A 26,230-nucleotide genomic window follows, 5' to 3' on the forward strand; every position below is an offset into this window, starting at 1 on the left:
TCCGCCTTCAGCCCCGATTCTCCAGGTTTTCGCTACGATCGTTTATCACGTTGATCCTCTTTTTGCTTGAAAAATCTTATGAAGCGTTTGAATAAGCCCTCTAAATTCAATCGATCGAATTTATTAAAACGGCTCGGAGGTGGCGGTGCGGCGGCTCTGATGCTGTCGATAACGGCTTGTGGCTCTGTGCCGCAAAATACTAGCCAGTCTCCTGAAGCGGGTTCCAGCCCGAGCGCAGCAACTACTGCCGGAGCCAGCGTAGAAGGGCAACTCAAGATTGGAACGCTGCTGCCCATCACAGGTGATTTGGCGCAGTATGGCACAACCATGCAGGACAGCGTAAATTTGCTGGGCGAGACGGTAAACGCATGTGGTGGCGTGTTGGGTAAGCCTGTGCAGATTGTTTCTGAAGATGACCAGACTGATCCCGCAGCAGGGGCGGCAGGCATGACCAAGCTGGCAGAAGTCGATAAGGTGGCAGGTGTAGTCGGCGCGGCAGGCAGCGCGGTTTCGAGTGCGGCAGTCGATATTGCTGTGCGAAACCAGGTGGTGCAAATTTCGCCTTCCAGCACCAGCCCCACTTTTACCGATCGTGCCAAGAAAGGTGAATTCAACGGCTTTTGGTTCCGTACCGCGCCGCCCGATACCTTTCAGGGAGATGCTCTGGCGCAATTGGCACAGCAGCAGGGCGCAAAGGAAGTTGCAGTCCTGGCGATTAACAACGATTACGGCAACGGTCTGATCGATTCCTTTATTCCTGCATTCAAAGAGCTAGGCGGCACGGTAACGAACGAATCCAGTCCAACGAAGTACGCTCCCGACGCGACTACGTTTGACTCAGAACTGCGGGCAGCGTTCAACGGCAATCCGGATGCGATCGTCATGGTTGCCTATCCTGAAACGGGCAGCATCATTCTAAAGCAAGCCCAAGAGCAAGGACTGCTCGACGGTAACACCAAAATCCTGATGTCGGACGGCATGAAGACCGATAAACTTGCTGAACTGTCCGGCAAAACGGCAGATGACAAGTTCATTGTATCGGGCGGATTGGGAACTGCTCCCAGCGCAGGTGGTCCGGCGATCGATCAGTTCAGCGACGCATATCAAAATAAATTTAACCGTGCGCCGAACGTTTACGATCCCAACTCCTGGGACGCTGCTGCTGTGATCGCGCTGGCAGCCGAAGCCGCAAAAGCGACGACGGGAGCTGCCATTAAAGATCAAATTCGTGCAGTGACGAGCGGCGACGGTGAAAAAGTCACGGATGTCTGTCAGGGACTCGCGCTGCTGCGGGAAGGCAAACCGATCAATTACGAAGGAGCCAGCGGCACGGTTGACTTTAACCCCGAAGGTGATGTAGTCGGCAGCTACGATGTCTGGACGATCGCCGATGACGGCAAGCTTCAGGTGCAGTCCAAGATTGAAGTGGCCGGCAGCGACTCGTAGCCGATCGCCTCACGGCTTTTAATCGGAATCGGAGCGAGGCGCAAATTCTCCGCCTGGCTCAGCTCAATATCCTGATACTGTCTGATTCTGATACTGTCTGATTCTGATACTGTCTGATTCTGATGTTGTTAAAAACTTCCCCTTATTCTCTTGTTCCAGGGAATGAGGGGGTTTTTGCAGGGGCGCTGCCTGGATTCCCAAAGATCGCCACACAACCGGACTGATTCCCGACAGGAGCATCTGGGAGAACCTGATTTTGGAACCCCATCAGGAGGCGAGTTTTTCCCAGAATGGGCTGCAGCGGAAGGCTACCCAAGCAGTATGGGATCGATCTGATCAAATCCTTTGATATGCCCTGTCCTTGGCCGGATGCAACAGTGCGGCTGCTGTCGGGCAGCAATATGCCAAAGCGGGTGCTGACGCGTGAGCCTAAGCGATTCTTGCTAGCCAGCCCCTATGCGGCTTAGCTTGGGCGCACTGAATATAAAAACTAAAAAATATGAAAACTAAAAAAGCTGTAGGGACGATCCGCAAACCGCCCTTACAGCCCCTGGAAATTCTTCTACAACAGTATTAGTTTTTGTACTGTTGTCTTTTGTTGTTTTTGTACTGTTTTTGTACGGTGCGTCGATCGCCTTGCCGCTACGCCTTGTTAGAAGCAGGCTCCTCCAGGTTAAACAGCGATCGCAGCGTTTGCATTGCCCGTCGTCGGGCGTCGATGTCCTGCTGTGCCCGGAGCTGCACCATCGGGTCGTGCAGAATCTTGTTGACGATGCCGCGCGTCAATGCCTCGATTACTTCTTGATGCTTTTCGGCAAACTCAGAGCCTAAGCGAGACAGGGCTTTTTCGAGTTCCTGAGCGCGGATGGCTTCAACTTTATCGCGCAGCTCGCTGATCGTTGCCACCGTTTCGAGCGATCGCCACCACAGGTCAAACGCAGCCACTTCTTCATCAAGAATGTTCTCGGCTTCCAGTGCCATCTGGCGGCGGCTTTCCTGGTTCTGAGCAACCACGGCTTTCAGGTCATCCACGTTAAACACCTGCACATGTGCCAGATCGTTGACATCAGCATCAACGTTGCGCGGCACCGAAATATCGAAGAGCTTCAGGCCACGGAGAGGATCAAGGGTGGCTTCCAGCTTGGCGCGATCGATCAGCGGTTCGGTGGCTGCAGTCGCCGTGAAAACCAGATCAGAGTTCGCAAGCACCTGCATCATTTCATCCAGCAAATGCAGGCGAATACTAGCTTCTTTGAACTGCTGCGCCAGTTCTTTAGCAGAGTCGAGCGATCGGTTAACGATCGAAATCTGGGTTGCGCCCTTTGAGAGCAAATGCTGCACCACTAGACGCGACATCTTTCCGGCTCCCAAAACGGCAACGCGACAGGTGGGGAGGTGCTGCACTTTGATTTGTGCCAGCTCCACCGCCGCGGAACTAATCGAAACAGCTCCGGTGCCAATGCTGGTTTCCGTCCGCACTCGCTTTCCAGCCGTAATTGCTTGATTAAACAAACGGTTGAGAATCCGCCCGATTCCGTTATACTGCTGCCCGGTTTTTTGCGTATGCTTAACCTGAGCTAAGATTTGCCCCTCGCCCAGCACTAGGCTGTCTAGCCCCGCCGACACTCGCATCAGGTGCATTACCGCATCGTCGTGCAGCAGGATAAACAGATAGGGACGCAACTGCGACACCGGGATTTTGCCGTGTTCTGAGAGAAACTGCATGACTTCTCGCACACCCTGCTCGGTTTCGCTGGTAACGACATAAACCTCCAGGCGGTTACAGGTGCTGAGAATGGTCGCTTCCTCAATATGGGGAAAGCTGCGAAGATGGGCAATGGCTGCCTCCATTTGAGGCGTTGGAATGCTTAGCTTTTCGCGCACCTCGACTGGCGCAGTTCGATGACTCAGACCCACAACAACAATGTTCATTCTTCCTCCCAAGGCTCTTTTTTTATGCTAGCTAAATAGATAAAGATTCCGGGACAAAATTTCATCTCGGAAAACCATCTAAGCGGCTCAAAATCAATCTAGATGTCACAATTGTTTGCGTAAGCTGTCATGAATAAGTGAGCGAAATGCCCAATTATCAACTTAAAAAAGTCTACCAATTGAGTGTAACGAGTTAGAGGATGCGCCGTCTGAAAATCGGGAGAATGGGGTAAATTTTTGTGAATGAGGCTGGAGAGAGCGATCGAACAAAATCTGCTGTAGCTCACGAAAACCCTATAACCCACTCAGCTTCTACCAGCTCCTACTGCTTACCCACAACCATTCTTGGGAGCGTTCCAAGTGTTGCAGCCTCCTAAATTCTCCGGCGTTGCTGAATTGGAGTATGACTAGCCCCCCTAGCCCCCCCAATTTTGGAGGAAACTGATCCTCAAAGTCCCCCAGCATTGGGGGATTTATGGGGCGATACAGGGTCTCAAGCTGTGTCTTCATACTTCGATTTAGCAACGCCAGTTTTCCCTAAATCGGAGACTCTACGCATCGGGGCAGGCTTCACTTTCCCAAAAGCTGGGAGGTTAGGGAGCCAAGCTGGAGCAATTTGAACATGAATCGAGCGGGGTGTACGGGGTAGCACAAAAACCATTAAAAAAAGGGACGATCGCTTCGCCCCCTTATCAAACAGTTTTCAGACTGTTTTCAGACTGTTTTCAGACTGTTTTTAACAGATTGTGGATGACTCGCGAAATTATCCTCTATCGCAGTTGCAGCGACTTTGGAGCATCAAACAAGTGAACTGTATCCACAAACCGAGCCGTCTTCGACTGGTTAGAAATCACCAGGCTATGCGTTCTTGCGCCACCGTGGAAGAATCGCACCCCATCCATCAGGGTTCCAGGGGTAATGCCGCTTGCCGCAAACAGAACCGTCTGACCCGATGCGAGTTCCTCGGCTTCGTAGATCCGATCGGGGTCAGTGATGCCCATTTCTGACAGACGCGCAATGTTTGACTCTTTGCTTTCGCCGATCAGCCCGGTCTTCACCACTGCCGGGTCATAAATAAGCTGTCCCTGGAAGTGTCCGCCCAAGCAGCGCATCGCTGCCGCCGAGATAACGCCTTCGGGAGCTGCCCCGATGCCCATCAGCGCGTGGGTGTTTGTTCCAGAGAAAGCGCAGGAGATCGCCGCCGAGACGTCACCGTCGCTGATTAGCCGCACTCTTGCCCCCGCTTCCCGGATTTCCCGAATCAGGTCATTGTGACGATCGCGCTTCATCACCACGACCACCAGTTCATCAATGGCACGATCGAGACATTCTGCCAGGATCTTCAGGTTTTCAGTGGGCGATTTGCGAATGTCTACTTTGCCTTTTGCCACAGGCGGAGCTGCCAGCTTATTCATATAAAAGTCGGGGGCTGCAAACAGTCCACCCTTCTCCGAAATTGCCAGCACTGCCATTGAACCGGGCTGCCCATAAGCGCAAAGGTTTGTGCCTTCGCAGGGGTCAACGGCAATGTCGATTTCAATCAGCTCGTCTGGATTGCAGTAGGTTTTCGCGTCTTCACGGGTGCAAATGCCCACTTCTTCACCGATATAGAGCATGGGCGCATCGTCCCGCTCTCCCTCGCCGATCACAATGCGACCGCGCATGTGGATTCTGTTCATGCGTTCGCGCATCGCTTCCACGGCAACCTGATCGGCTCCGTGCTTATCGCCCTTTCCCATCATCCGGGCAGAGGCGATCGCTGCTTGCTCAACAACTTCAATGATCTCTAAACCAAGTGTAGCTTCCACCGGATAAACCCTCCCGACTGCTGATGTGGCTCACAAATTTGCCTCAAAAAGGCATAATCTGCCTTAGCTTAAAAGTCTATCAGAGTGGGGATCACGTGACTAGAGAGGAAAAGAATGGAGGGGTGGATGAGGGGTGAGGGGATGGGGAGATAGGGGTGTTAGGCTAAACTATTCAGCCTTGCTGTACAGCCTTTTTGATTGCATATGCGCTAGAACTCAAAGCAAAAGGAAAACTTGACGCGCAATCCGCCCGATCGAGGCGTGGAAGAAAAAGAGGGGCAGAAAATAATGTGTGGACGCTACACCCTGGCTCAAGCCGCCGATCGCCTTGCCGAAGCTTTTGATCTGGACGATGATGTGCCATCAATGCCGTTTCGCTACAACATTGCACCGACGCAGGCAGTTCCTGTAGTTCGGGCGATCGGACAATCCCCCCAGCTTGACTTGCTTCATTGGGGACTGATTCCCTCCTGGTCAAAGGACCCAACCATTGGGTTTCGCCTGATTAATGCTAGAGCAGAAACGCTCACCGAGAAACCATCTTTTCGGGCTGCCTTTCGCCGCCGTCGCTGTTTGATTCCTGCGGATGGCTTTTATGAGTGGCAGCAGGTAGAACGCAAAAAACAGCCCTATTACTTTTGCCGCGATGGTCATCAGCCCTTTGCCTTTGCGGGACTGTGGGAACATTGGGAAAGCGCAGACGGCGAAATTGAATCCTGCACGATCGTCACGACAGAGGCGAATCACCTGCTGCGATCGATCCACCATCGGATGCCCGTCATCCTCCAGCCCGAAGACTATGAGCAATGGCTCGATCCGCAAGTTCAGGAGGGCGATCGCCTGCAACATCTTTTATATCCAGACGAAGATAAAACCTTTATCCGCTATCCTGTCAGCACAAAGGTCAACCGTCCTCAAAACGATACCCTACAGTGTATCGAGCCAATTTCACTCGAAGAAACAGACAGCGAGGTAGATTCAGCAAAGGCAAACGATATCGTCCAGCCCCATTAGCAAATTTCATTAGTAAGTTCTATTAGTAAATCCTATTAACGACCTACATTGACAGAAATGCGATTCAAGCCTAATTCATAAAGGCGGTCGAAACTTTGCAGGTCAATCAAAAGTTAATTGAATAATTATAAAAAATTAAATTGCAGCAGCTCAAGTTTCAATTTGCTAGTTAATTATAGATATTAAGATAGGAAATTAATATTGCAAAAAATATTATAAAGTAGATTATGGATAGTAGGCCATAAAACCAATATACGCTTTCAGTTTTACAACCAGAATAAATTTGGTGGAATTAAAACAAGAAACATTAATAATAAAGATGAGTACGTTTAGCTCAAGATTTAACGAAGAAGCATTTAACCCTGATTTTTAAGACACGACAATCAGTACAGCTCGTTGATTTTGAACGAAATTTGCCAGCCGGAAATTTGGGCAAAGCAACTGTTGCCTTAGTTTAGATCGATCGTGTAAAACTAGCATTCACTCTGGAATGAATGATCCAACTGCTATCCCAACGGTAAATCTAACAGCAGCACCGCTGGCATTTAAGCAACCTCCTGTAAGCAGTGCAACTTTGATCTGTTTGAATAGACTTCATCTAATGTCACTTAAGCAGTAAACATGGGAACTCTAAGCCCAATTAGGCTGCACATTGAGAGATTATGGCAACTGCTGCAAAACGACAGAGATCCAGGATACGTGTACCACTTCGTTTAATCTTAGTCGTACCCTTTGTCCTGCAAATCTCCATTGCCGTAGGGCTGACAGGGTGGCTCTCGTTCCGTAATGGCAAGCTCGCCGTCAACGATCTGGCAAATCAGCTCATGACTGAAATCGACGATCGAATCATCCAGCAGGCAAGTAATTACCTCAAAACTCCCCACGAAATTGCTGCTCTCAATCGCAGTGCTGTCCAATCAAACCTTCTCAATCTCAATAACTTTGAAGACACTGGACATTACTTCTGGCATCAAGTTCAAATTTCGGGTGTGGATTATGTTGCTTTCGGAGCAGCAAATGGAGAATACATTGGTGCTGGTTATGTAAATCAGAAAGGTCGAGTGATTGATGAAGTTTCAAAGATGCGAACTGGCAATCATTTGTATTCCTATACGACCGATCAACAGGGAAACCGTAACCGTATTGTTCAAACGATTAAAAATTGGGATCATCGTCTAGAAGCAGGCTACCGCGATATTGTTCAAGCCAATAAGCCAATTTGGAGCCAGGTTTATCAGGGGAATGATGGCTCTGGAACGCTATCTATCTCAGCGGGTCGTCCAATTTATAACGCCGCAGGAAAGCTTTTGGGAGTTTTAAGCGTAGACTTACGCCTTACGACGCTGAGCAATTTCCTGCACAATCTCAATATTGGACAAAACGGCAAGGCATTTATTCTTGAACGCAATGGTTTCTTGGTTGCAAGCTCCGCAAACGAACCGTTGGTTGTTAAGCAAGGGGAAAGAACAGAACGACTGCTGGCAACCCAGAGTCGCGATCCCTTAATTCAAAATACTGCTAAATATTTAGTCAATCGATTTGGTAGTTTTGCAACACTGCAAACTACGACTCTATTTAACATGAATATTGCTGGAGAGCAAGAATTTGTAAAAATTACCCGGTTCACAGATGATTTTGGTCTAGATTGGTTCATTGTGATTGTTGTTCCCGAAACAGATTTTACAGCGCAAATCCAAGCCAATACTTACACCACAATTTTGCTATGTTTGCTTGCCCTGATGATTGCGATCGCAATGGGCTTAACCACCTCGCATTACTTGATTTATCCGATTCAAAGAATGATTGGTGCGGCTAAAGCCTTATCCGAGGGAAAGTGGAAACAGCAGGTTCCTGAATCAAAACTGCAAGAAGTTGGGCTACTTGCCAATGCATTTAACAGCATGGCGCAGCAGCTACAGGAGTCTTTTAGTGAATTACACTATTCTGCCTATCATGATGGCTTGACCCATTTAATAAATCGAGCAGCATTTATTGAACACTTAGAAAAATCAATTGCTAAACAGCAACACAATGCTGAATCTTTATTTGGAATTTTGTTCCTTGATCTGGATAGCTTTAAGCTCGTTAACGATAGTTTAGGACACCTGATTGGAGATGAACTACTGATTGCTGTGAGTCGCAGAATTCAGGAGTGCTTGCCTGACAGTGCTGTGGCAGCCAGATTGGGAGGAGATGAATTTATCATTTTGCTCCGAGACATTGTTGACTTGGAGGAAGTAGCGAGGGTTGCAAAACAAATCTCTAAAGTATTGACTCATCCCTTCAATTTAAAGGGATATGAAGTTTTTACAAGTGCCAGCATCGGCATTGTTTTAAGTACAACGCAACAAGCGAAGCCAGAAGACTTTCTAAGAGATGCGGATATTGCCATGTATCATGCTAAATCTCAAGGTAAAGCTCGTTATGAAGTGTTTGATTCCCTGATGCACACCCGCAGCAAAGAACGATTGCAGCTCGAAACAGATTTGAGACACGCGATCGAGAAAGGACGGTTTGAAATTTATTACCAGCCCATTATCTCTTCAAAATCTCATACCATTGTAGGCTTTGAAGCGTTAGTCAGATGGCACCATCCCACGAGGGGAATGATTTCTCCGAATCAATTTATTCCTGTAGCTGAGGAGACTGGCTTAATTGTGCAGCTTGGTCAATGGGTGTTGTTGGAAGCCTGCCGTCAAATGTCGCTCTGGCAACTTCGCTATCCCGAAAGCTGTTCCTTATTTTTAAGCGTTAATCTATCGGTTAGGCAACTGCTTCAGCCTGATCTGCTAGAACAGATTATGCAGATTTTGCGAGACACTCAGTTTGATCCAAACCTATTAAAACTAGAAGTTACTGAAAGCACAATTATCAATAATATGGAGGTTGCTGGCTCTAAGCTAGAGAGTCTGCGAAAAGAAGGAATTCAAATTAGTATTGATGATTTTGGTACAGGCTATTCATCGCTTAGCCAGCTACATCATTTGCCGATTAGCATTCTTAAGATCGATCGCTCCTTTGTGCGCCAGATGATGCACGACGAAGGATGTTTTGAAATTACAAAAACAGTGATCCTTCTCGCGCAAGGCTTGGGTATCGACGTGATTGCGGAAGGCGTTGAAACGCAAGAACAATTTAAAAAATTACAGCGACTCGGCTGTGAATTTCATCAGGGATACTTGTTTTTTCCTGCCCTGCCTGCCGCAGAAACAGAGGAACTGTTTTGTTCACAGCTTCTTAAGCTTGGCTGTTGAAGTTAACTGCAAAACCCTGGATAGGTATAATCAGCAGCTCTCTGGCTTCCTGGAGTCTCTTTCTGTTTCTGCCGTTCTTTAGCTCTCATCTGGTTTGGGAAATGCCGCTGCTCCAAGTCGTTGCGGTTGCTCTGCTGACAGGTGCTCTCATTCAAATTAGCCAGGTTTTCTACTTTGAGGCTCTTTCTTACAGTGAAGCCAGCATTGTTGCTGCTTACTGGAACATTACCCCGATCGTTTTACCGATCGCTAGTTTTCTGCTGTTTGGCAAAGTTTTTCAGTTTCGTCATTATTTGGGCATTGCGACTTTGATTACGGCATCCGTTAGCTTGTGCTTAGCCAACGCTAATTTTGAAGCCCGCTGGAAATCATTTTATCTGATGATTTTTGCCTGCTGCGTACAAGCAGCAGCTTTATTGTTAGAAGAATATATTTTTGGTCATAGCTCTTTTTTTGTAGGTTATCTACTTGCCACAGTTGGTATTATTATCAGCGGCATATTACCGCTTTTGATTCCTTCGCGTTTTTTGAGGCACTTGCAAGGATACAGGATAGCATTCCTGTTTTGTTTGTGATTGAATTTTTGTGATTGAATTCATGAATTTAGTTGCGCTATTGCTCAGCCAGCGGGCGATCGCGCTAGGGATTCCATCACTGGTTGCAGCAGTTGAAACCATTATTCCAGCCTACCTCTTTATATTTTCAGTGGGGCTACATCGATTCAATCTGCTGCTAGGTGATCTCAGAGTTTTACATTGCCTACGTTTGAAGTTGCTGCTGCTGGGCGGAATGATGGCAGGCGTTGTATTGGTTTCTTGAAGGGCGGTTCAAAAGCTCCGCTGAATCGCCGAACTGCCCCCGCTCTAATCTATTCTTCTTATCTATTCTTAAGAGATTCAGGTCTTTCCCAAGATTGATGCAGACAAAGACTGAGATCTGTACAAATTGGGTATTTGTGGACTGTTGCTCAGTTCAACTACCCGGATAAGCCCATGTCTCTTGCGAACCCTTCCTATTTCAAGCAGCTATCGCTTAAGTTTAAGTTCTTCCTTGGTTCGCTGTTTTATCTCACTTACGCGCCCAAAGCCTACCTTTATTCCAGGTCGCGCGATCGGTTAGAGCAACAGATTCCGCTCCCACCCATCACTGACACCTTTGAGCAACCGGGAAAGCTGGTTCGGGCGGAGTCGAATGATCGCGGTGCCCAGTTTTATTTTGAACAGGCAGAGCTAGAAGTTTCTTTTCTCACGCCCGACTTTGTTCGCCTCACTTGGCAGCCCGGGCTCTTGCCAATTCCCTACGCCATCCACCAGCACGACTGGGCAGAAGTTTCAACCCGATGCGAACAAACCGAAGCAGGCTGGACGGTAACCAGTGAGCGTTTGCAAGTCAGTGTGGCGATCGATGGCAGCGTTACCTTCTCTGATAGTTCGGGGCGAGTGCTGCGTGAAGAAATGCCGCCCAAGCATCCGGGCGAAGGCTGGAGCCATCAAGTGAAGCTGCGTCCAGAAGAGCATATTTATGGACTGGGAGAGCGATCGGCTCCGCTGAATCTCCGTACGCTCAAGCCTGTGAATAAGAAAGACGAACGAACGCAGCAAGAGGATACCACGCTCGAACCGCCTTCCTACCGAATGTGGAACTACGATGCGGCGGGGATGTATGGCGTAGGATCTGACCCGATGTATCTTTGCATTCCGCTTCAGATGAGTTTGCACCAGGAAGGCTGCTATCTCGTCTTCTACGAAAATTCCTTTGATGCCACCTTTCAGTACGAAGATGTTGCAACGATTTCCTTTGAAGGCGGTGCATTGCGCTATTACTTAACGGCTGGAACTCCGGCGCAGAACATCGAACGCTACACCGAACTCACTGGACGATCGCCGATTCCGCCCAAGTGGGCATTGGGCTATCACCAGTCGCGCTGGGGCTACCGCACCGAAGCCGCTGTCATGGAGACCGTCCAGAAATTTGAAGAGCTGGATTTGCCGCTGAGTGCCGTTCACATGGATATCGATGTGCAGGTGGGCTATCGGGCATTCACGATCGACCCAGAGCGGTTTCCTAACACGCAGGAATTTATGCGATCGCTGCTGGACAAAGGCGTGCGCTTTATCACGATCCTTAATCCGGGCGTGAAATACAGCCGAGACAGCAACCTATTTTTAGAAGGGCAACTGCTGAATCTGTTTTGTCGGCGACAGGATGGCGAATTGGTCGTGGCTCCGGTGTGGCCCGGCTGGTGCGTTTTTCCTGACTTCACGAATCCGAAAGCGCGGCACTGGTGGAGCCGTCAATATGAATATTTGCTTGACGTGGGGGTGGCAGGCTTCTGGCACGATATGAATGAACCCGCTGCTTTTATTGCCTGGGGCGATCGATCGCTTCCGCCCAGAGCCACGCTGCACAATATGGAAGGCAGAGGCGGTGACCATCGCGAAGCGCACAACGTGTATGGCTATCTTCAGGCAAAGGCAGCCTACGAAAGTCTGGGCGGCTATCGTCCTCATCTGCGTCCGTTTATTGTGTCACGGGCAGGCTGGGCAGGGCTTCAGCGTTATTCCTGGACGTGGACGGGCGATATCGAATGCACCTGGGACTGTTTGAAAATTACAATTTCTACGGTTCTCAACCTGGGATTGTCCGGCATTCCCTATTCCGGTCCTGATATTGGCGGCTTTCAGGGAAATCCGAGTGCAGAGCTGTATCTGCGCTGGTTTCAGCTTGCTACGTTTGTCACGTTTTATCGATCGCACTGCTCCAACAACGTTGAATATCGCGCCCCCTGGACTTACGGCGAACCCTATCTGGGCATTCTGCGGCAGTTTCTGAAGCTGCGCTATAAGCTACTGCCCTATTTCTATACGCTGTCGTGGGAATCGAACCAGAAAGGCTATCCGCTGCTGCGTCCTTTGTTCTGGGCTGATTCAACTGATGCCGATTTGTGGGCGATCGACGATGCCTTTTTGCTGGGCGATAACCTGCTGATTTGTCCGGCACTCGCGGAGGGCGAACGGGAGCGATCGGCAACGTTACCCCAAGGACGCTGGTATCACTTCTGGGACGATCGGGCGATCGAGGGAGGAACTCGCGTCATGTTACCCGCCCCGCTAGAGCAAATCCCCGTTTTGGTGAAGGCAGGAACGGTGTTGCCCATGGAGGAGAAAAAGCAAATGACGCTGCACCTTTATCCGCCGACAGCAGGCTCCTCAGACAGCGTTCTTTATACCGATGCCGGAGATGGTTACGGAGAGTTCCGGTGCGATCGGTTCAGCCTGATCCGCAGTGAAAATAGTTTAGAACTAGTGCGCCAGGGTGAAGGCGAGTTTCCGTTTCCCTACGATCGCTGGCGGATTCAGGTTCACGGCATGACGGTGCAGGAAGTTCAAATCAACGGTGAATCAGTTTCTCATCAAGAAAACGAACTAGAGTGCGATTCTTATTTCCAGCACGTTCGCTTTAATGGAATCTTTCAGGAACCATGAATGGAGTCGGCAAATGACAACAGCCTTGATCACCGGAGCCTCGGCGGGAATTGGCGCAGCCTTTGCGCGAGAATTGGCAGCGCGTCAGACCCACCTGGTGCTGGTGGCTCGATCGCAAGACAAACTGCAAGACCTTGCCAACTCACTCAAAAATCAGCATCAGATTCAAGTCGATATCATTGCTCAGGATTTGACCGAACCGAACGCGACAGAAACCATTTTTCAAACCGTGCAGCAGATTGGACGACCGATCGATCTGCTGATCAACAATGCTGGAATTGGTGATTATGGAGATTTCGCCGAAAGCGATCGAATGCTGCAGCTAAAAATGGTGCAGCTAAATATTGAGACGATCGTGGATCTCACCCATCGATTTTTGCCCGGAATGCGGCAGCGTCGAACCGGCGGTGTTATCAATATGTCGTCGGTGGCAGGGTTTCAGTCTATGCCCTATTTCTCAATTTATGCGGCAACAAAAGCGTTTCTTCTTAGCTTTAGCGAAGCCCTGTGGGCAGAAAATCACAGTTACGGCGTACACGTCTTAGCGGTTTGTCCCGGACCTGCTGGCATCCATTTTTTCAAAGAAGCAGGATTTCCACCGCTCCTGGTTAATGTAGCAGAAAAAATTGATACACCTATTGAAACGGTGGTGCGAGATGCCCTGAAAGCATTTGAAAAACGGGAATCGATCGTGATTCCTGGGAATCCGCTCAATCCAATTCTGGCAACGCTGCCCCGGTTCTTACCACGAGAAGCCGTTTCTCGCTTTTGGGGACTGGTATTGGGAAGTAATACTGGCAAATGAAAATCTGGCAAATGAGAATCGGAGCGTAATGGATGCTTATCGAGGCTGATCGCCTCTTTGGATGCACTGCATACAAACATTGAACAGAACGAACACAGAGACAACTTCGATCGGAATTTGCAATACGGGGGGAGACGCAATTAGCCCAGCCAGAATAAAAGCTGAACCCACAAAAACAGAGACAATCAGAATTACCTCATCGTCAAACAGGTTTAGTCCAGCCCAGAAAGTGCCAAACCCGAGTATCCAGAAGATGAAATACTTCATAGGTTGATGTATCAGTGAATCAACACGCTGATATCAGCAGAATACTTTAAGGTATCACAAGGAATTACAGTTTTTTGTCTTGTTACAGCGTTCTTCACTCCCGTAAGGTATGGGGGGTGTGGGGGCTTTCTCGCCGTACAGGGTTCCGCCCCTGCCCCCCATTTTTTGTACTTCAATCGTCTGAACAAGGTTGTATCTGATGTCATCTCAATCGAGTCATCCATAAAACTGGCTCAGCCTGACAGCGGAAACCCAGCTGCTAACACCCAGCCAAAAAACAGCGCGCTCGCGATCGACGAGATCCAGGCTTCATCGAGCGATGCCACCACAAACGACAGCACGGCAATCAGCGGCGGAAACAGCGGCAGCAGCAAAAACACAAACCCTAGCTCTGGCAAGAAATTCAGCGTTAGTACAAAGCCACCGATGAGAATTGCACTCTGGGCAAACCACCAGGCAAATCGCTCTCCGTTTCCCGCGCCCTGCTGAGCAATCCCAGAAGCCAGAAACCAGGGCAGACAGGCGAGCGCAAACGGTAGCCATACCTGAAGCCGAGTTGGAATTAACCACCATTGCAGCCAGACCACCTGCGCCATGGCCCCAAACGCAAACCATAGCAGCACAAATAGTCCGAAACCGATCGCGATCCGTCGCCCGCTCAGCCGAGGAATTCGTCCCAGCAAAGCCAGCCAGATACTTCCGGCAATCAAAAACCAGAGTCCGATCGCCCCGCCAACCTGCACGCCGCCCAAACTTTGCAGATTGATTCGGGAATTCAGCAGCACCAGTCCCGCAACACCCGGCAGGGGAGCCAGCAGCAGTCCCCCCCATCGCTTAATCGCAGAGATTTTCATGCGATCAGGTTCAAACCAGCCTGCCACCGTGGGAGCCACTGCCCCAATCAGCAGCAGTCCGCCCAGCAAATGCAAACCATACCACGCCATCCGCCGATCGCGATAAGGGCTGGAATGGGTCTGGTTAAACGTGGCATCCAGCCAGCGCACCGCAGACTCGTGACTGCGATCGCTAAACAAAATCGTGATGTGCTCGACATTGGGCACGATAACTAGTTCTCGCGCCGTTCCTGCGGCAAAGTTTTTGTTTTCACCGCCACCGGTCTGCAAAATTCGCTCGGCATTACTGATAAACCTGCCTTCCCAACTTCCTGCCTGCATTTGCAAATTTCGGGGAGCCTGGGGCGTTACGGCTGCCCCTGTGGGAGAAACAGCGATCGTGGCTGCAAATCGATCAAGATTTTGAATTCCGGCAGACATGGCAATGCCGCTGCCCATCGAGTGACCCAGGACTGCCAGCCGCGTGCGATCGACTTCTGGCTGTTCGAGCAGTGCCCTCAACCCCACATCCAAATTGGACTGGAGGTCGTATCGCTGCAATCGATTCGGATTTGCACCGTGTCCGTCAAAGTCCCAGAGCATCACAGCATAGCCGGCGTGAGCCAGCACATGAGCATAGCCCAACATGAGCTGTTTGGAACCTGCATAACCATGCGCCACCAGCACACCCGGCACTGAATTTGCCCCTGAATCTGCCTGTGCCGGAGCAACATAAATCAAGGGAATGTTTTCCTGCTCCAGGGTTCGCACGACCAATCCACTCCGCGCTGCAACAATATTCCACCAGGACAGCACAATAAGCGCGATCGCCCCAATCAATAGCCCTAGCTGAAATCGCTTCAATCTTCCTGTCTCCCGGTTTCGATCGATCTGCCGCTATTATTTCAACAATCCAGCGATCGGGCGCATCGCTCCAAGGGCAGCATCCGGATGGCTAGCGGGCAAAAAGAGCCGGGTCTTGATCTCGACGATGCTTGAGCATAATCGGAGTCCCCTGCCGATCGCCTACTAGAGCAGCCGTTGCCTCCAGTGCCTCTCTCAGCCGCTTTGCTGCATAAATGGACATATCGCGAGGCACATTAATTCGATCGCGCAAATACCGCAGGGCAGCATCCGATCCAGGTGGTGGAACACAATCTTCGCCCGTCATCATCCGGGTTAAGGCACAGCGTAACGCCTGATCAAAGAGCGCATCGTCGGCAGGGTTCACGCGAATAATATTGGCACGATGCTTAATCACGCGATAAAGAGCTTCCTGACGCGCGTTTCCCGGCTCTGGATAAGTTACATCCGGCAGACCAAACCAGGGTCCGTTGTCTACTCGATGCTTGTTGATCAGCATTTGCGGCTCCCCGTTTTCCCAGCAGCCGCCCATCTGAGGAGGCAAATCGTGAACGTGGGTATGAAAGTCGCTTTGCGTGCCGCGATAGGTCGATCGGCTCTCCATCGCATCAAACCAGGCACTCAGGCTGGGATTCGATCGCAGCGAGTAGCCTTTGTAGTAATAAAGGCTGGCATTCATGCGTTCGACGTAGGGTGTGAAGATCACATCCGCCGTGCCAAACTCTTCCAGAAAATAAGGACCGGGCGTACTTGCCAACGCAAACTCAACCTTATCCACAATTCCGGTAAACTGCTCTCGGCTATGCTGTTCCTGCCGGGCTGACGTTGATGGATAGCAGAGCCAGCCGCACCAGGCACGAAACAGCAATCGCTCCAATCGGCGCAGAGGAATGACCTGGGGGTCTTCCATACCCTTTCCTAAAGAACCAAAAGCGCGTTCCAGGGCAAGTAAAATATCATCGCTTTCGGTAATCAGCCGTCCGTCTAACTCCAGCGCGGGCAGCATCCCGGAAGGCACTTTGCGTTTGTACCAGCTTTCCTTTTCCCCGTAACAAAACATCGTCACTTTCTCGATGCGGTAGGGAATTTGCTTTTCCTCAAGCCACAGCCAAACCTTCTGGCAGTAGGGACACCAGGCATGATTGTCGCGATAAAGCGTCACCCGCACATCGGACTCGGAATGACCAAACAACCGCAGCCGCGCCTGAGCATTGGTTGGACCATTGACCGTATCAATTTGAAAGTCGGTAAGGGCTTCGAGTTCTGTCCAGTTTAGGGGGGCAAGGGTCATGCGATCGACTGTCCTAGGATACGCTCAAGGCTTTCAGTCTATCAGAAGCCAATCCTTCCCTGTTCTGGCTCTCCTTTCGTTACAGGAAGGCAAAGCATTTAGCCAATGTGACCTTTCGAGTTCTTCTTCCGATGCTGCAATCGGGTAGAAGTTTCATAACCCTGCTGCTGTCAGCATCCAATTGTCATCAAACTCCGCTTTTCGGTTGCGATAAATGGCACGCATCGCCTTTGGATTGTCGCTTGGCTTAACTTTAATTTGGCAAAAGGAAACTCATCCCTAGTAGGCTAGAAAAGCTGACTTTTTGGTTTACCACTGCTCGATTCATGCAAAAAACTAAAGCTTTCGCAATCCTGGTTTCTGTTCCAGAAATGCACCTGATATCTGGTTTAGAAGCGATCGCTGCCCAACTGGATTCTGAGGATCTGCCGCCTGATCAGCTTCCTAAAGTGGCGTTTGGCAGCATGGATTTTGAGCTGTTTGGGGAGGTCGAGAAACTGCGGGGCGGGAAGGCGATCGAAGTGTTCATCCATGCTGCTGACGCTAAGGGAGACCAGCCCCTCAACCCAGAAGTGACCTGGCGGGGATGGTATGTGGGCTATGTTGCCTCCCGTCGCGGTCGCTATCCCGGCAAATCGATCTATCGCCCCCCATCGACTGCGACTGATCCCCCAACCTGGGCAGTCTTTTGGGAGGCGCAGGAATTAGAGCAGCTCAAGAAACCAATTCCGATCGGACACCTGCGAGGGAAAGGGAAGAAAACTAGTCTCCAAGCTCGCTTTATTCCAGAAAGCCCCGTTTTAATCGAATATCCCGCTATCCGGCAGTAGTTTGATTTGCGCTGCAAGGAATGTAAAAGGAATGTACAGTACATTGCTGCCCACGATGGCAATTCTAAATTAGTGGCAGGAGTGACTGCACGATCCGGTCTTCAAGACTCTGACCAGCAAGCAACCGTGTGAATCGATCTACATCACGGTAGCCCTGGGCGATCGTTGCATTCCCAGAAACCCAGCCAGTGAGAGCAGCACTAAGGGAACTCCCAACACCCATCGCTGCCGCCGTCGTGCTGCGTTTCGCAGTTCTCGCTGCACAAATTTCTCTCCGTTTCGCATCTCTTGAAACGACATGGTATAGGAGGAGATGCGGCGCAGTTCTCGATCGCTCAATCCTTCTCCCTGCCAGCGGCTCTGACGTTCGATTTGATCGAGTCGGGCAATTTCAGACTGCCAGCGATCGGACCCTAACCCCGCCTGCTGAAGGTCATTTTGTTCGTCGGAACTTAGGAACGCCTGCCGCAACGCTGGATAACAAGTTTCCAGCCAATCCAGTAAGGGCTGATCAGCATTGGGATTCAGGGTTAACCAGATGCCAGAAGCAAGGGCGATCGTGAGAAGGCTGGTAATTCCCCAAGAGCCTGCCTGCTTCAGAATTTGCAGCCGCGCCGAACTAAAAATAAATGGTCTCAGGAGTGCTGTCAGTGCCAGGATGCCGCCAAACACACAGACAATCGTGGCTCCTGTGGGCAGATTGCCGACAAACGACAGGCTTAATCCGACGCTGCTGGATAAGGTGCCAATCGCCCAGCCGATCAGCAGTTTCGGCAAAATCCGATCGCTGTAGAGTGCGCCGATCGCCGCCGGAATAATCAGAAAGCAAAACACCAGCAGCACCCCTGCAATGGCAACCGAACTCGTCACCACCACGCCAAAGGAAACATAAAACAAAAAATCCCACAGCCACAGCCGCAAGCCTGCCTGTTTCGCCAAATCGGGCTGAAAAGAAATTAGCAACAACGGTTTGCGAACAAACCAGTGAAACAAGCCGACTGCGCTGTAGAGCAGCACAACTTTCAGCAAGTCTGTCTCAGTGACGGTGAGGATGCTGCCAATCAACATTTGCTTGATATGCTCTGCGCCCTGCGGGGACTGATCCACCAGCAAAAACGCTGCCGCTGCCGATACCACATACACCACGCCAATAAAGGTTTCCTGTGAAACGCGCCCAGTCCAGCTTCGGCTAAAGCTGAGGACGATCGCACCACCGATCGTAAATGCCAGCGAGTAGCCGTAAGCCGCGATCGATTGTGGGTAGTAGCCCAGCAGAAAGGCAACCGTTGCGCCCAGTGCTGAGATCTGGGCCAGTGCCAAATCGACAAAAATAATGTTGCGGCTGAGAACGTGAATGCCCAGATAGGTATGGATGCCTGTCAGAACCAGGGCAACCAGAAACGGAATCGTCAATAATTGCAGCCAATCAGCCATGTGATCCCCCCAGTGCCGCTAGCAGTGCACTGATGTTGTAGTCGAACAGGGAAAAATAATCGTATGCTTGGGGAATTGCGCCAATCGATGAAACCAGCATCACAACAGGAACTCTGGTTTTGCTGCTGAGTAAGCGCGGAATGCGATCAGACTCGTAGGGTTCGCGGATAATGACGGCAACCTGCTGATCTTTGATTTCTCGCAGCAGGGCAGCGATATGGGTAGGGCTAGGCGGAATTCCAGGTTTGGCTTCGATAAAGTCCAGCAGATTCAACCGGAAGCGACGTGCCAGGTAGGGCCAGCTATTGTGATAGGCGACAATCGCCTGACCGCGAAAGGGAGCAAGCTGCTGTTCCCAGGTCGTTAGCCGCTCCTGCAACTGAGCCAAAAAGCGCGCTCGATTGGCTTCATACAAGGCGGCATGGTTAGGATCAATGCGCTCCAGCCCTTCCAGGATGCCGCCTGTAATCACCTCAGCATTTGCTGGATCAAGCCAGTAGTGCGGATTTCCAGCACCGTGATTGTGACCGTCGATCGGGGCAATACTGGTCGATCGCACTTCCAGGAGAGGGATTCCGACAGAGGCATCAACATAGCCCACTCCGCCCCGCTGAATTTCCCGGTTTCCGGTTTCTGCCAGCAGCGAATCGATCCACAGGTCATGATCTAAGCCAACTTTCACGACCATCTGTGCGCTTTTGAGCATCTGAAAGTCACCCGGACGCGGCTCAAAACTGTGGGGATCTTGGGCAGGAAGGGCGATACTTGTGACTGTTACGCGATCGCCGCCCACGACCTCCACTAAACTTTTCAAATCCGTTGTGGTCGTTACTACCTGCAGAGGTGTGCTATCTGCCCAGGCAGGCATCATCCAACCCAGGCAGAAGATAAGCAGGTAAACGGCTCCAAACCAGAATCGTGTCATTTGTTTATTTGAAGTACAAAAAATGGGGTGCAGGGGCAGAACCCTGTACGGCGAGAAAGCCCCCACACCCCCCGTACCTTACGGGAGTGAAAAACGCTGTAATCTACAAAGCGTTAATCAGCTTTTTACCCAAACGCTCTTCGGCAATACACAGGAGAGCCCCTTCTCTTCTGCATCCATTTTGCTAATCCGGCAGTCCATTTGCACACTTGCCAGGCCGTAGGCATCCAGCTCAGATAAGCCTTTCTCCTGCTGCAAAAGCTGAATCATTGCCATGGATGCGTTCGCCATGACCTGATTCAGATCGGAACCGCGATCGGAGGTGACAAAATATTCAGCGTTGCTGCTGGTCGGATAATCAACCGGCCTAGCTGCTCGCGGATTTTTCGGATTCAGACAGTGAATGCCGCGTACTCGATTCACAACCTGCGAAATGCGACAGTCCGAAACTCTGGGCATCAATTCCGCCGCCGCTTCCAACGTGATGCTGCGCTGTTCCGCCAGGAATTTCACCGTTTCTGTTTTTGCCATCTCCAGTGCCGTGTCCAGACTTTGATCTAAGCCGATCGTAATCCAGTCCGTTGGCGTTTCACCGCGCGGCATCGTCAGGCTTTGTCCTTTAATCACCGAAACGTTTAGCACCAGTTCTTTGAATGCGGTTTCCAGTGCGGTCAGGTTAATTTCGCCGTTGCCCTGTGCAGCATGCGAATCCCCGGTCCAGAGCAGTGCCCCGTCGACAAACACAGGAATATAGAGCGTTGTGCCTGCGGTGAGATCGCGAATGTCCAGGTTTCCGGCGTAGGGTCCGGGGGGAACGGTGCTATATTCTCCGGCTTCTGCCCGCGCCACCCCGATCGTCCCCGGAAAGGGTTCTAGCGGAATTTCGATTTCTGGCGTAAACTTCGCAACCTTCTGCTCCATATCCAGATACAGATACTTCACCTGTCCATTCTGGAAGCGATCGGGAAACAAGCCGAACAGCCCGGGCAGGTTAAAATTTGCCGCATAGGCGCGGGGCACAACTCTGAGGATATCTACCTTCAGCACATCCCCTGGCTTTGCATCACGAACATAGATTGGACCTGTAACCGTATGCGGTCCCCGTCCCGGAAAATCGGTTCGCAGCTTTTTCAGTTCGTCTACGGTTTTACCAGGAACGACCTGATTGTGGGAGTGCATCATCGTCTCCACCACAACGGTATCCCCAGAATCAATTTCCATCACGGGAGGTTGAGCATTGTTAAACCATCCCCATTGGGTTGTTTCTAAGGTTGCGGGCAGCAAATGCACCTTGCCAGGATAAGATGCGTCCGTTGTTCGCAGCAGCGCAATTGTCGCTTTTGCATCCATTTCTTGCACCTGCTGAGCATAGGCAGCCGTAGCAAAAATGACGGCAAACACCGCTAGCCCTAAACTGAGCCATTTTAACCGCAGCGACTTCCAGCTATCTCGCAATTGTGCGATCGATTTTTGAATGTTTTGCATCAATACCTCCTTACTCCACACTCACGATGATTCCTGTAATCCGAACCGCCCCCTATATTCCCCTAAGCCTGGGGAAAAGTGTGCTTCCCTGCGGGTTCCAAAGTCTCCCAATCCTGGGTATTGCGGGAGCAATGTAGAAGATTTGCTACTTTTTAACTATCTTCAACTATCCTTTCAACCTTTCTTCTAGAACAAACGATGCAAAATCGCAACAGTACCAGATAAAACCTGTCCTAAACCAATCAACGCCAGCACCATCATAATAAACTGAAACCAATTCCTTGCGGGATCAAATTCTATGTCCGATCGCCTATCCTGATTCGTTCTCGTTGATGTTTTGATTGGCATTCTCATGCGTGTTCTTACCACTTCTTATAGGGCAGAAACTTACCGTTCATAATCACCTTTACTCGATCGCCCTTTGGATCTTCTTCTTTCTCAATATTCAGGGTGAAGTCGATCGCGCTCATAATGCCATCACCAAACTTCTCGTGAATGATTTCTTTCATCGGCATTCCGTAGACCTGCATGATTTCGTAGAAGCGATAAATCAGCGGGTCGGTTGGGACGATCGGACCCAAACCCTTTGCGGGATACGCCATCAGTTCTGTCGCAATGTCGCTGCCTAAACCCAATGCTTCTACAAGTTTGCTGGCTTCTTCTGCCGATGCGCTTGCCTGCCGATAAATCACAGCAGCAATCCAAACTTCATTGCGCCCGACAACCTGCTCTAACTCAGCAAAACTGATTCCCTTTTCGGCTTTTGCTGCCAGAAGTTTTTGCGTAATCATCGGAATTTCTACATCAGACATTGATCTTCTCCTCAATCATTTGGACAACAATTTGGAATAGAAATAGCATCAAGGGTGCTTCCTGGGGATGGACATCTGGACTCTCATCGGGATATCCCACTTCTACAGTTGATTGAATCCAAAATTCTTTTCGTGATTCAGTTCACTGCCTGAATGCGGGACTTTTCAACCGCGATCATCGATCATTGCCGCTGGCGTCTGAGGCATACTTTCCCAAAACTCCCAGTGGTCTTGGGACAAATGATTACCGCTACAGGGACACTCAGCCTTTGCCGTCAAGTCAATTCCTTGCAAACCTGTCATGGCAGTGAATGAGTAAGAATAAGTGAATGCAGTATCCACCGCAGCGGGAACGATACGAGTTAAAGAATTTCGAGCAGCCCCTGAAGGATATTCAAACAGGTAATGAAAGGGGACTCATGAAAACTTTTTGGGAAAAATAGGATTTTTTTTAGATCTTTTTTAGATAATAAATTGATGCATAGAGTAATACTTAGAAAAGCTAAAAAAGCTACAAAACGAATTTCAGGAAAAAACAGCCAGGCAGCATACTTTACCTCACCTGAATGTATTGTTCAAAACAGAAATAAAGCTATTTTTCAGACAGAAATTAGCTTACCTGCGTCTCTAGCCCAGGCACAGGTGTACTCTGCCGCCACACTTGTGGGGAAACGCCGTGAATCTGCCGGAACTGCCGAATAAAGTAGCTTGCATCTCGATAGCCGATCGCCTGAGCAATTTCCGCGATCGATTGCGCGGTGTCGGTTAGGAGATGACGTGCCTGCACCATGCGCCGCTCGGTAATCCACTGCTTTACAGTGCGTCCAGTTTGATCCTGCACCAGCGTCGTCAGATAAGCCGGGGAATAGCCTGCTGCCTGCGCCACATCCGACAGGCTAATCGCCGAGTGATAGTGCGCTTCAATGAACTGAAAGACTTCGCGCAATTTCGGACAGGTCGGGAACAGCGTTGGTTGGTTTGCCAAATGGGCAGGCAGGGTAGCGTGGCTATACCAAGCTTTGAGTGCGTCCCGCCGCTCGAGCCGAATCGTGATTGCCGCCAGAAATTGCTCGATCGTGCAGGGCTTGGTCAGATAGTCGTCCGCTCCCAGTTCCATCCCGCACCGCAAATCTGCCATCGTTACCTTTGCTGTAAGGAAGATGAACGAAATCATTGCCGTTGCTGGATGCTGACGTAGTTGGGACAACACTGCATAGCCGTCCAAGTCGGGCATCATAATATCGCATACGATCAGATCAGGTACATGAATTTGAGCGAGCTTGACCCCGATCGCACCCCCTTCTGCGCCTAACGCCCAAAACCCCTCGAACGTGAGACAGCGCACAAAGAGTTCACGAGTTTGCGCTTCATCTTCAATCACCAAAATCTTTTTCATCGCGACACCGAATATAATATTGACCGAATCGCACCAACTCACCTCAAGCGGTTCCCGCATCTTTGCACGATCGGTTCTCTAGTTCTAGATAAGAGATCAATCGAAAATTTTTGGTGTCATAGAATACCGCAAATCGATCGTCGGATAGAATTGGCTTGAATCTCAGTCGGAATCAGCACAACAGGATAATGCCGCAATCTCACTGGCTGACCTCACCGCATTCCCCAACCCTCACTGATCTAATCTTGAATGCGATCGGGGAGGGGGTGTATGGCGTTGATCTGGAAGGCAAAGCGACGTTTGTCAATCCAGCAGCAGCTCAAATGATTGGATGGCGCAGCGAAGAACTTTTGGGACGATCGATGCACGAAGTTCTACATCATTCCCACGCGGATCACTCCTGTTATCCCAAAACCCAATGCCCAATCTATGCTGCCTTTAAAGATGGCACGGTGCATCGCGTTACTAACGAAGTGTTTTGGCGAAAAGATGGAACTTGGTTTCCAGTGGAATATATCAGTACACCGATTCGGGACGATCGAGGACAGCTAATTGGGGCAGTGGTGACGTTTCGAGAAATTACCGAGCGCAAATGGGCAGAAGCAATTTTGCACCAAATGAACGAAGAACTTGAACAAAAAGTGCGAGAACGAACGGCAAAACTGCGGCAGGCAAACGAGCAGCTTAAATCCTTGAACGAGCAGCAATCCCGCCTGGTGGCGATGGTGTGTCACGAGTTCCGTAATCCACTAAACAACATCCTGCTGGCGGTTTCCTCGCTCGATCGCTATACGCATTATCTAACTGCAGCTCAAAAGACAGAATATCTCCAGAGTATTCAAACTAACGTCGATCGCATGACCTCTATCATTGACGATATTCTTGTGATTGGCAAAGCAGAAGCCAATCGCTTAACGCCGAATTTCAAAGCGATCGATCTAGTTCCGTTCTGTCGCAGATTAAGTCAGGAAATGCAAGCTGGAACTCAACATACAATTGATTTTGTCTGCCGTCATTCGTCTTTAATGACTGAAATTGATGAGAAAATTCTGCGGCTTATCCTGACCAACCTGTTATCGAATTCAATTCGTTACTCGCCCCACTGTCAGCAGATCCAGTTCAAGCTGATGCGTCAAAAGCAGCAAATTACATTTCAAATTCAGGACTGGGGGATTGGCATTCCCCCGGAAGATCAGCCCTACCTGTTTGAGCCATTTTATCGGGGGCGAAACGCCAGTAATATTCCGGGAACTGGGTTGGGATTGAGTATCGTCAAGCAACTCGTCGATCTTCACCAAGGTAAATTACAGGTTAAAACTCGACCCGGAAAAGGGACAACAGTTCGAGTGCTGCTTGATGTGAGGCAAATCCCGATAAATTTTTCCGCTGCAAGTCCAGCCAGATCGATCAAGTTTTGATCAGATAGGGAGTGGTTTTCCAGCAGCACTGCTGCGATCGCCCCTGGCTGAATAATGTGGCATTAGAGCGACTGTTTAATCACCCGATCGCTACTAGGCTGAATCGGTCGCACATTCGCGGGAAAGAGCGCGGCAAATTGCTGTACCTGTTCGGTCGAGACCTCGGTTTCAAGGCAGGATGCGGTTTTACGATCGATTCTGCAAAAAGCACGACTGCTTGCCGATCTGTACCAGGCACAGGCTAAAGAACAGGCACAAGCTAAAGGACGAGGGGGCTGCGGCAGTTTTCTAAAAACTAACTTACGGGAGACGATAAACAACTGGACGATCGCTAAGCTTAGAACAGCGTTCAATAGCTCCCGATGACTTCCTACTTACCCTCTCAGCATCGTCGCAAAGAAATCCTACGGGGCATTCTTGCCGTATCGCTGGTGATTGTTGGCATCACGCATTTTTTGAGACCGGAGCAATACGCCCGCATTGTGCCGCCCCCGTTTCCACCTTTTGCATCGGTTTATCTGAGTGGAGTCTTTGAAATTTTGGGAGGACTCGGCTTATTGGTTCCGGTCTTGAGTGTGACGGCTGCTTGGGGCATAGTTGCTTTGTTCATCGGCGTTTTTCCTGCGAACCTCTACATGACGTTCCATTTGATTAAAATCGACGGCATTCCCCAAAGCCCAGTTTTGTATTGGGCAAGGTTGCCGTTGCAAGCCGTATTGATTGCTTGGGCATATTGGTACACGCGCAATCCCCAGGGACAGATGGGCGCGTCAGCCGTTGCCCAGAAACCGGATTGATGCGGTGAATAAAAATTGCTCAGAAAATTGCTCAAGTACCGCTATCTGCTTGAATGATTAGTTGAATGATGGGTCGAATGATTGCGGTTGCTTCGCAGTTTCCCGAAGGGTTAATCGCCCAACTCACTCCCTCA

Annotated in this window: 22 protein-coding genes; 11 read left to right on the plus strand and 11 right to left on the minus strand. The window is 50.1% G+C overall.

Annotated elements, in window-relative coordinates; all coding sequences use genetic code 11:
* Nucleotides 1-78 precede the first annotated feature (78 nt).
* Entirely contained in the window at nucleotides 79-1,446 is a 1,368-nt protein-coding gene (locus NDA02_RS11755; protein WP_242067106.1) for an ABC transporter substrate-binding protein, read from the plus strand.
* A 642-nt stretch (nucleotides 1,447-2,088) separates the two neighbouring features.
* On the opposite strand, the gene NDA02_RS11760 is transcribed toward NDA02_RS11755, so the two are convergent.
* Nucleotides 2,089-3,378 carry a glutamyl-tRNA reductase gene (locus tag NDA02_RS11760; RefSeq protein WP_190789839.1) on the minus strand — a complete coding sequence of 430 codons (1,290 nt, stop codon included), beginning with the start codon at nucleotides 3,376-3,378 and terminating at the stop codon, nucleotides 2,089-2,091.
* Nucleotides 3,379-4,148: 770 nt separating this feature from the next.
* Nucleotides 4,149-5,186, minus strand: coding sequence for a class II fructose-bisphosphatase (gene glpX, locus NDA02_RS11765; protein ID WP_348247793.1), 1,038 nt, complete (start codon nucleotides 5,184-5,186; stop codon nucleotides 4,149-4,151).
* Between the two features lie 234 nt (nucleotides 5,187-5,420).
* On the opposite strand from glpX, the gene NDA02_RS11770 reads away from it, so the two are divergent.
* The 6 genes from NDA02_RS11770 to NDA02_RS11795 all read left to right on the plus strand — a co-directional run bounded on the left by NDA02_RS11770 (nucleotide 5,421) and on the right by NDA02_RS11795 (nucleotide 13,744).
* Nucleotides 5,421-6,200, plus strand: coding sequence for an SOS response-associated peptidase (locus tag NDA02_RS11770; RefSeq protein ID WP_242067107.1), 780 nt, complete (start codon nucleotides 5,421-5,423; stop codon nucleotides 6,198-6,200).
* Between the two features lie 662 nt (nucleotides 6,201-6,862).
* Nucleotides 6,863-9,454, plus strand: a complete 2,592-nt coding sequence (locus NDA02_RS11775) for an EAL domain-containing protein (protein WP_190789853.1) — start codon at nucleotides 6,863-6,865, stop codon at nucleotides 9,452-9,454.
* Between the two features lie 101 nt (nucleotides 9,455-9,555).
* Entirely contained in the window at nucleotides 9,556-10,029 is a 474-nt protein-coding gene (locus NDA02_RS11780; protein ID WP_190789854.1) for a hypothetical protein, read from the plus strand.
* Nucleotides 10,030-10,051: 22 nt separating this feature from the next.
* The gene (locus NDA02_RS11785; RefSeq protein WP_190789855.1) at nucleotides 10,052-10,273 is read left to right on the plus strand and encodes a hypothetical protein; all 222 of its coding nucleotides are present in this window, start codon (nucleotides 10,052-10,054) and stop codon (nucleotides 10,271-10,273) included.
* A 173-nt stretch (nucleotides 10,274-10,446) separates the two neighbouring features.
* Nucleotides 10,447-12,939, plus strand: coding sequence for a glycoside hydrolase family 31 protein (locus NDA02_RS11790; RefSeq protein WP_190789856.1), 2,493 nt, complete (start codon nucleotides 10,447-10,449; stop codon nucleotides 12,937-12,939).
* A 13-nt stretch (nucleotides 12,940-12,952) separates the two neighbouring features.
* A complete protein-coding gene (locus NDA02_RS11795) occupies nucleotides 12,953-13,744 on the plus strand; it encodes an SDR family oxidoreductase (protein WP_190789857.1) in 792 nt (263 codons plus the stop codon).
* 36 nt (nucleotides 13,745-13,780) lie between these two features.
* On the opposite strand, the gene NDA02_RS11800 is transcribed toward NDA02_RS11795, so the two are convergent.
* The 3 genes from NDA02_RS11800 to NDA02_RS11810 all read right to left on the minus strand — a co-directional run bounded on the left by NDA02_RS11800 (nucleotide 13,781) and on the right by NDA02_RS11810 (nucleotide 16,999).
* The gene (locus NDA02_RS11800; RefSeq protein ID WP_190789858.1) at nucleotides 13,781-14,011 is read right to left on the minus strand and encodes a hypothetical protein; all 231 of its coding nucleotides are present in this window, start codon (nucleotides 14,009-14,011) and stop codon (nucleotides 13,781-13,783) included.
* Between the two features lie 233 nt (nucleotides 14,012-14,244).
* Nucleotides 14,245-15,708, minus strand: a complete 1,464-nt coding sequence (locus NDA02_RS11805; RefSeq protein WP_348255012.1) for an alpha/beta fold hydrolase — start codon at nucleotides 15,706-15,708, stop codon at nucleotides 14,245-14,247.
* 91 nt (nucleotides 15,709-15,799) lie between these two features.
* Nucleotides 15,800-16,999, minus strand: coding sequence for a glutathione S-transferase family protein (locus NDA02_RS11810; protein WP_348255013.1), 1,200 nt, complete (start codon nucleotides 16,997-16,999; stop codon nucleotides 15,800-15,802).
* 326 nt (nucleotides 17,000-17,325) lie between these two features.
* Between NDA02_RS11810 and NDA02_RS11815 the strand changes: the two genes are divergently transcribed.
* Nucleotides 17,326-17,829 (plus strand): hypothetical protein, encoded by a 504-nt coding sequence (locus tag NDA02_RS11815; protein ID WP_348255015.1) that lies wholly within the window; start codon nucleotides 17,326-17,328, stop codon nucleotides 17,827-17,829.
* A gap of 138 nt (nucleotides 17,830-17,967) precedes the next feature.
* Here NDA02_RS11815 and NDA02_RS11820 read toward each other — a convergent pair whose 3' ends face one another.
* The 6 genes from NDA02_RS11820 to NDA02_RS11845 all read right to left on the minus strand — a co-directional run bounded on the left by NDA02_RS11820 (nucleotide 17,968) and on the right by NDA02_RS11845 (nucleotide 23,881).
* Nucleotides 17,968-19,263: an iron chelate uptake ABC transporter family permease subunit gene (locus tag NDA02_RS11820; protein ID WP_348255017.1), complete on the minus strand. Its 1,296-nt coding sequence runs from the start codon at nucleotides 19,261-19,263 to the stop codon at nucleotides 17,968-17,970.
* Nucleotides 19,256-20,188 carry a metal ABC transporter substrate-binding protein gene (locus NDA02_RS11825; RefSeq protein WP_190789863.1) on the minus strand — a complete coding sequence of 311 codons (933 nt, stop codon included), beginning with the start codon at nucleotides 20,186-20,188 and terminating at the stop codon, nucleotides 19,256-19,258. The genes NDA02_RS11820 and NDA02_RS11825 overlap by 8 nt, the downstream gene beginning before the upstream one ends.
* 117 nt (nucleotides 20,189-20,305) lie before the next feature.
* Nucleotides 20,306-21,673: an acetamidase/formamidase family protein gene (locus NDA02_RS11830; RefSeq protein WP_190789864.1), complete on the minus strand. Its 1,368-nt coding sequence runs from the start codon at nucleotides 21,671-21,673 to the stop codon at nucleotides 20,306-20,308.
* Between the two features lie 362 nt (nucleotides 21,674-22,035).
* Nucleotides 22,036-22,485, minus strand: coding sequence for a cyanase (gene cynS, locus NDA02_RS11835; protein WP_190789865.1), 450 nt, complete (start codon nucleotides 22,483-22,485; stop codon nucleotides 22,036-22,038).
* 165 nt (nucleotides 22,486-22,650) lie between these two features.
* Nucleotides 22,651-22,788, minus strand: coding sequence for a hypothetical protein (locus NDA02_RS11840; RefSeq protein WP_190789866.1), 138 nt, complete (start codon nucleotides 22,786-22,788; stop codon nucleotides 22,651-22,653).
* A gap of 307 nt (nucleotides 22,789-23,095) precedes the next feature.
* Nucleotides 23,096-23,881, minus strand: a complete 786-nt coding sequence (locus NDA02_RS11845) for a helix-turn-helix domain-containing protein (protein WP_190789867.1) — start codon at nucleotides 23,879-23,881, stop codon at nucleotides 23,096-23,098.
* Between the two features lie 188 nt (nucleotides 23,882-24,069).
* Here NDA02_RS11845 and NDA02_RS11850 point away from each other — a divergent pair, with 188 nt between their 5' ends.
* The 3 genes from NDA02_RS11850 (at nucleotide 24,070) to NDA02_RS11860 (ending at nucleotide 26,096) form a co-directional block, all read left to right on the plus strand.
* Nucleotides 24,070-25,299 (plus strand): PAS domain-containing sensor histidine kinase, encoded by a 1,230-nt coding sequence (locus NDA02_RS11850; RefSeq protein WP_348255020.1) that lies wholly within the window; start codon nucleotides 24,070-24,072, stop codon nucleotides 25,297-25,299.
* Between the two features lie 11 nt (nucleotides 25,300-25,310).
* Nucleotides 25,311-25,544 carry a hypothetical protein gene (locus tag NDA02_RS11855; protein WP_348255021.1) on the plus strand — a complete coding sequence of 78 codons (234 nt, stop codon included), beginning with the start codon at nucleotides 25,311-25,313 and terminating at the stop codon, nucleotides 25,542-25,544.
* Between the two features lie 117 nt (nucleotides 25,545-25,661).
* The gene (locus NDA02_RS11860) at nucleotides 25,662-26,096 is read left to right on the plus strand and encodes a DoxX family protein (RefSeq protein WP_190790777.1); all 435 of its coding nucleotides are present in this window, start codon (nucleotides 25,662-25,664) and stop codon (nucleotides 26,094-26,096) included.
* The last annotated feature ends 134 nt before the right edge of the window (nucleotides 26,097-26,230 follow it).

Origin of the sequence: Leptolyngbya sp. ST-U4 (genome assembly GCF_039962215.1) — a bacterium.
Taxonomy (GTDB): domain Bacteria; phylum Cyanobacteriota; class Cyanobacteriia; order Elainellales; family Elainellaceae; genus Leptolyngbya_A.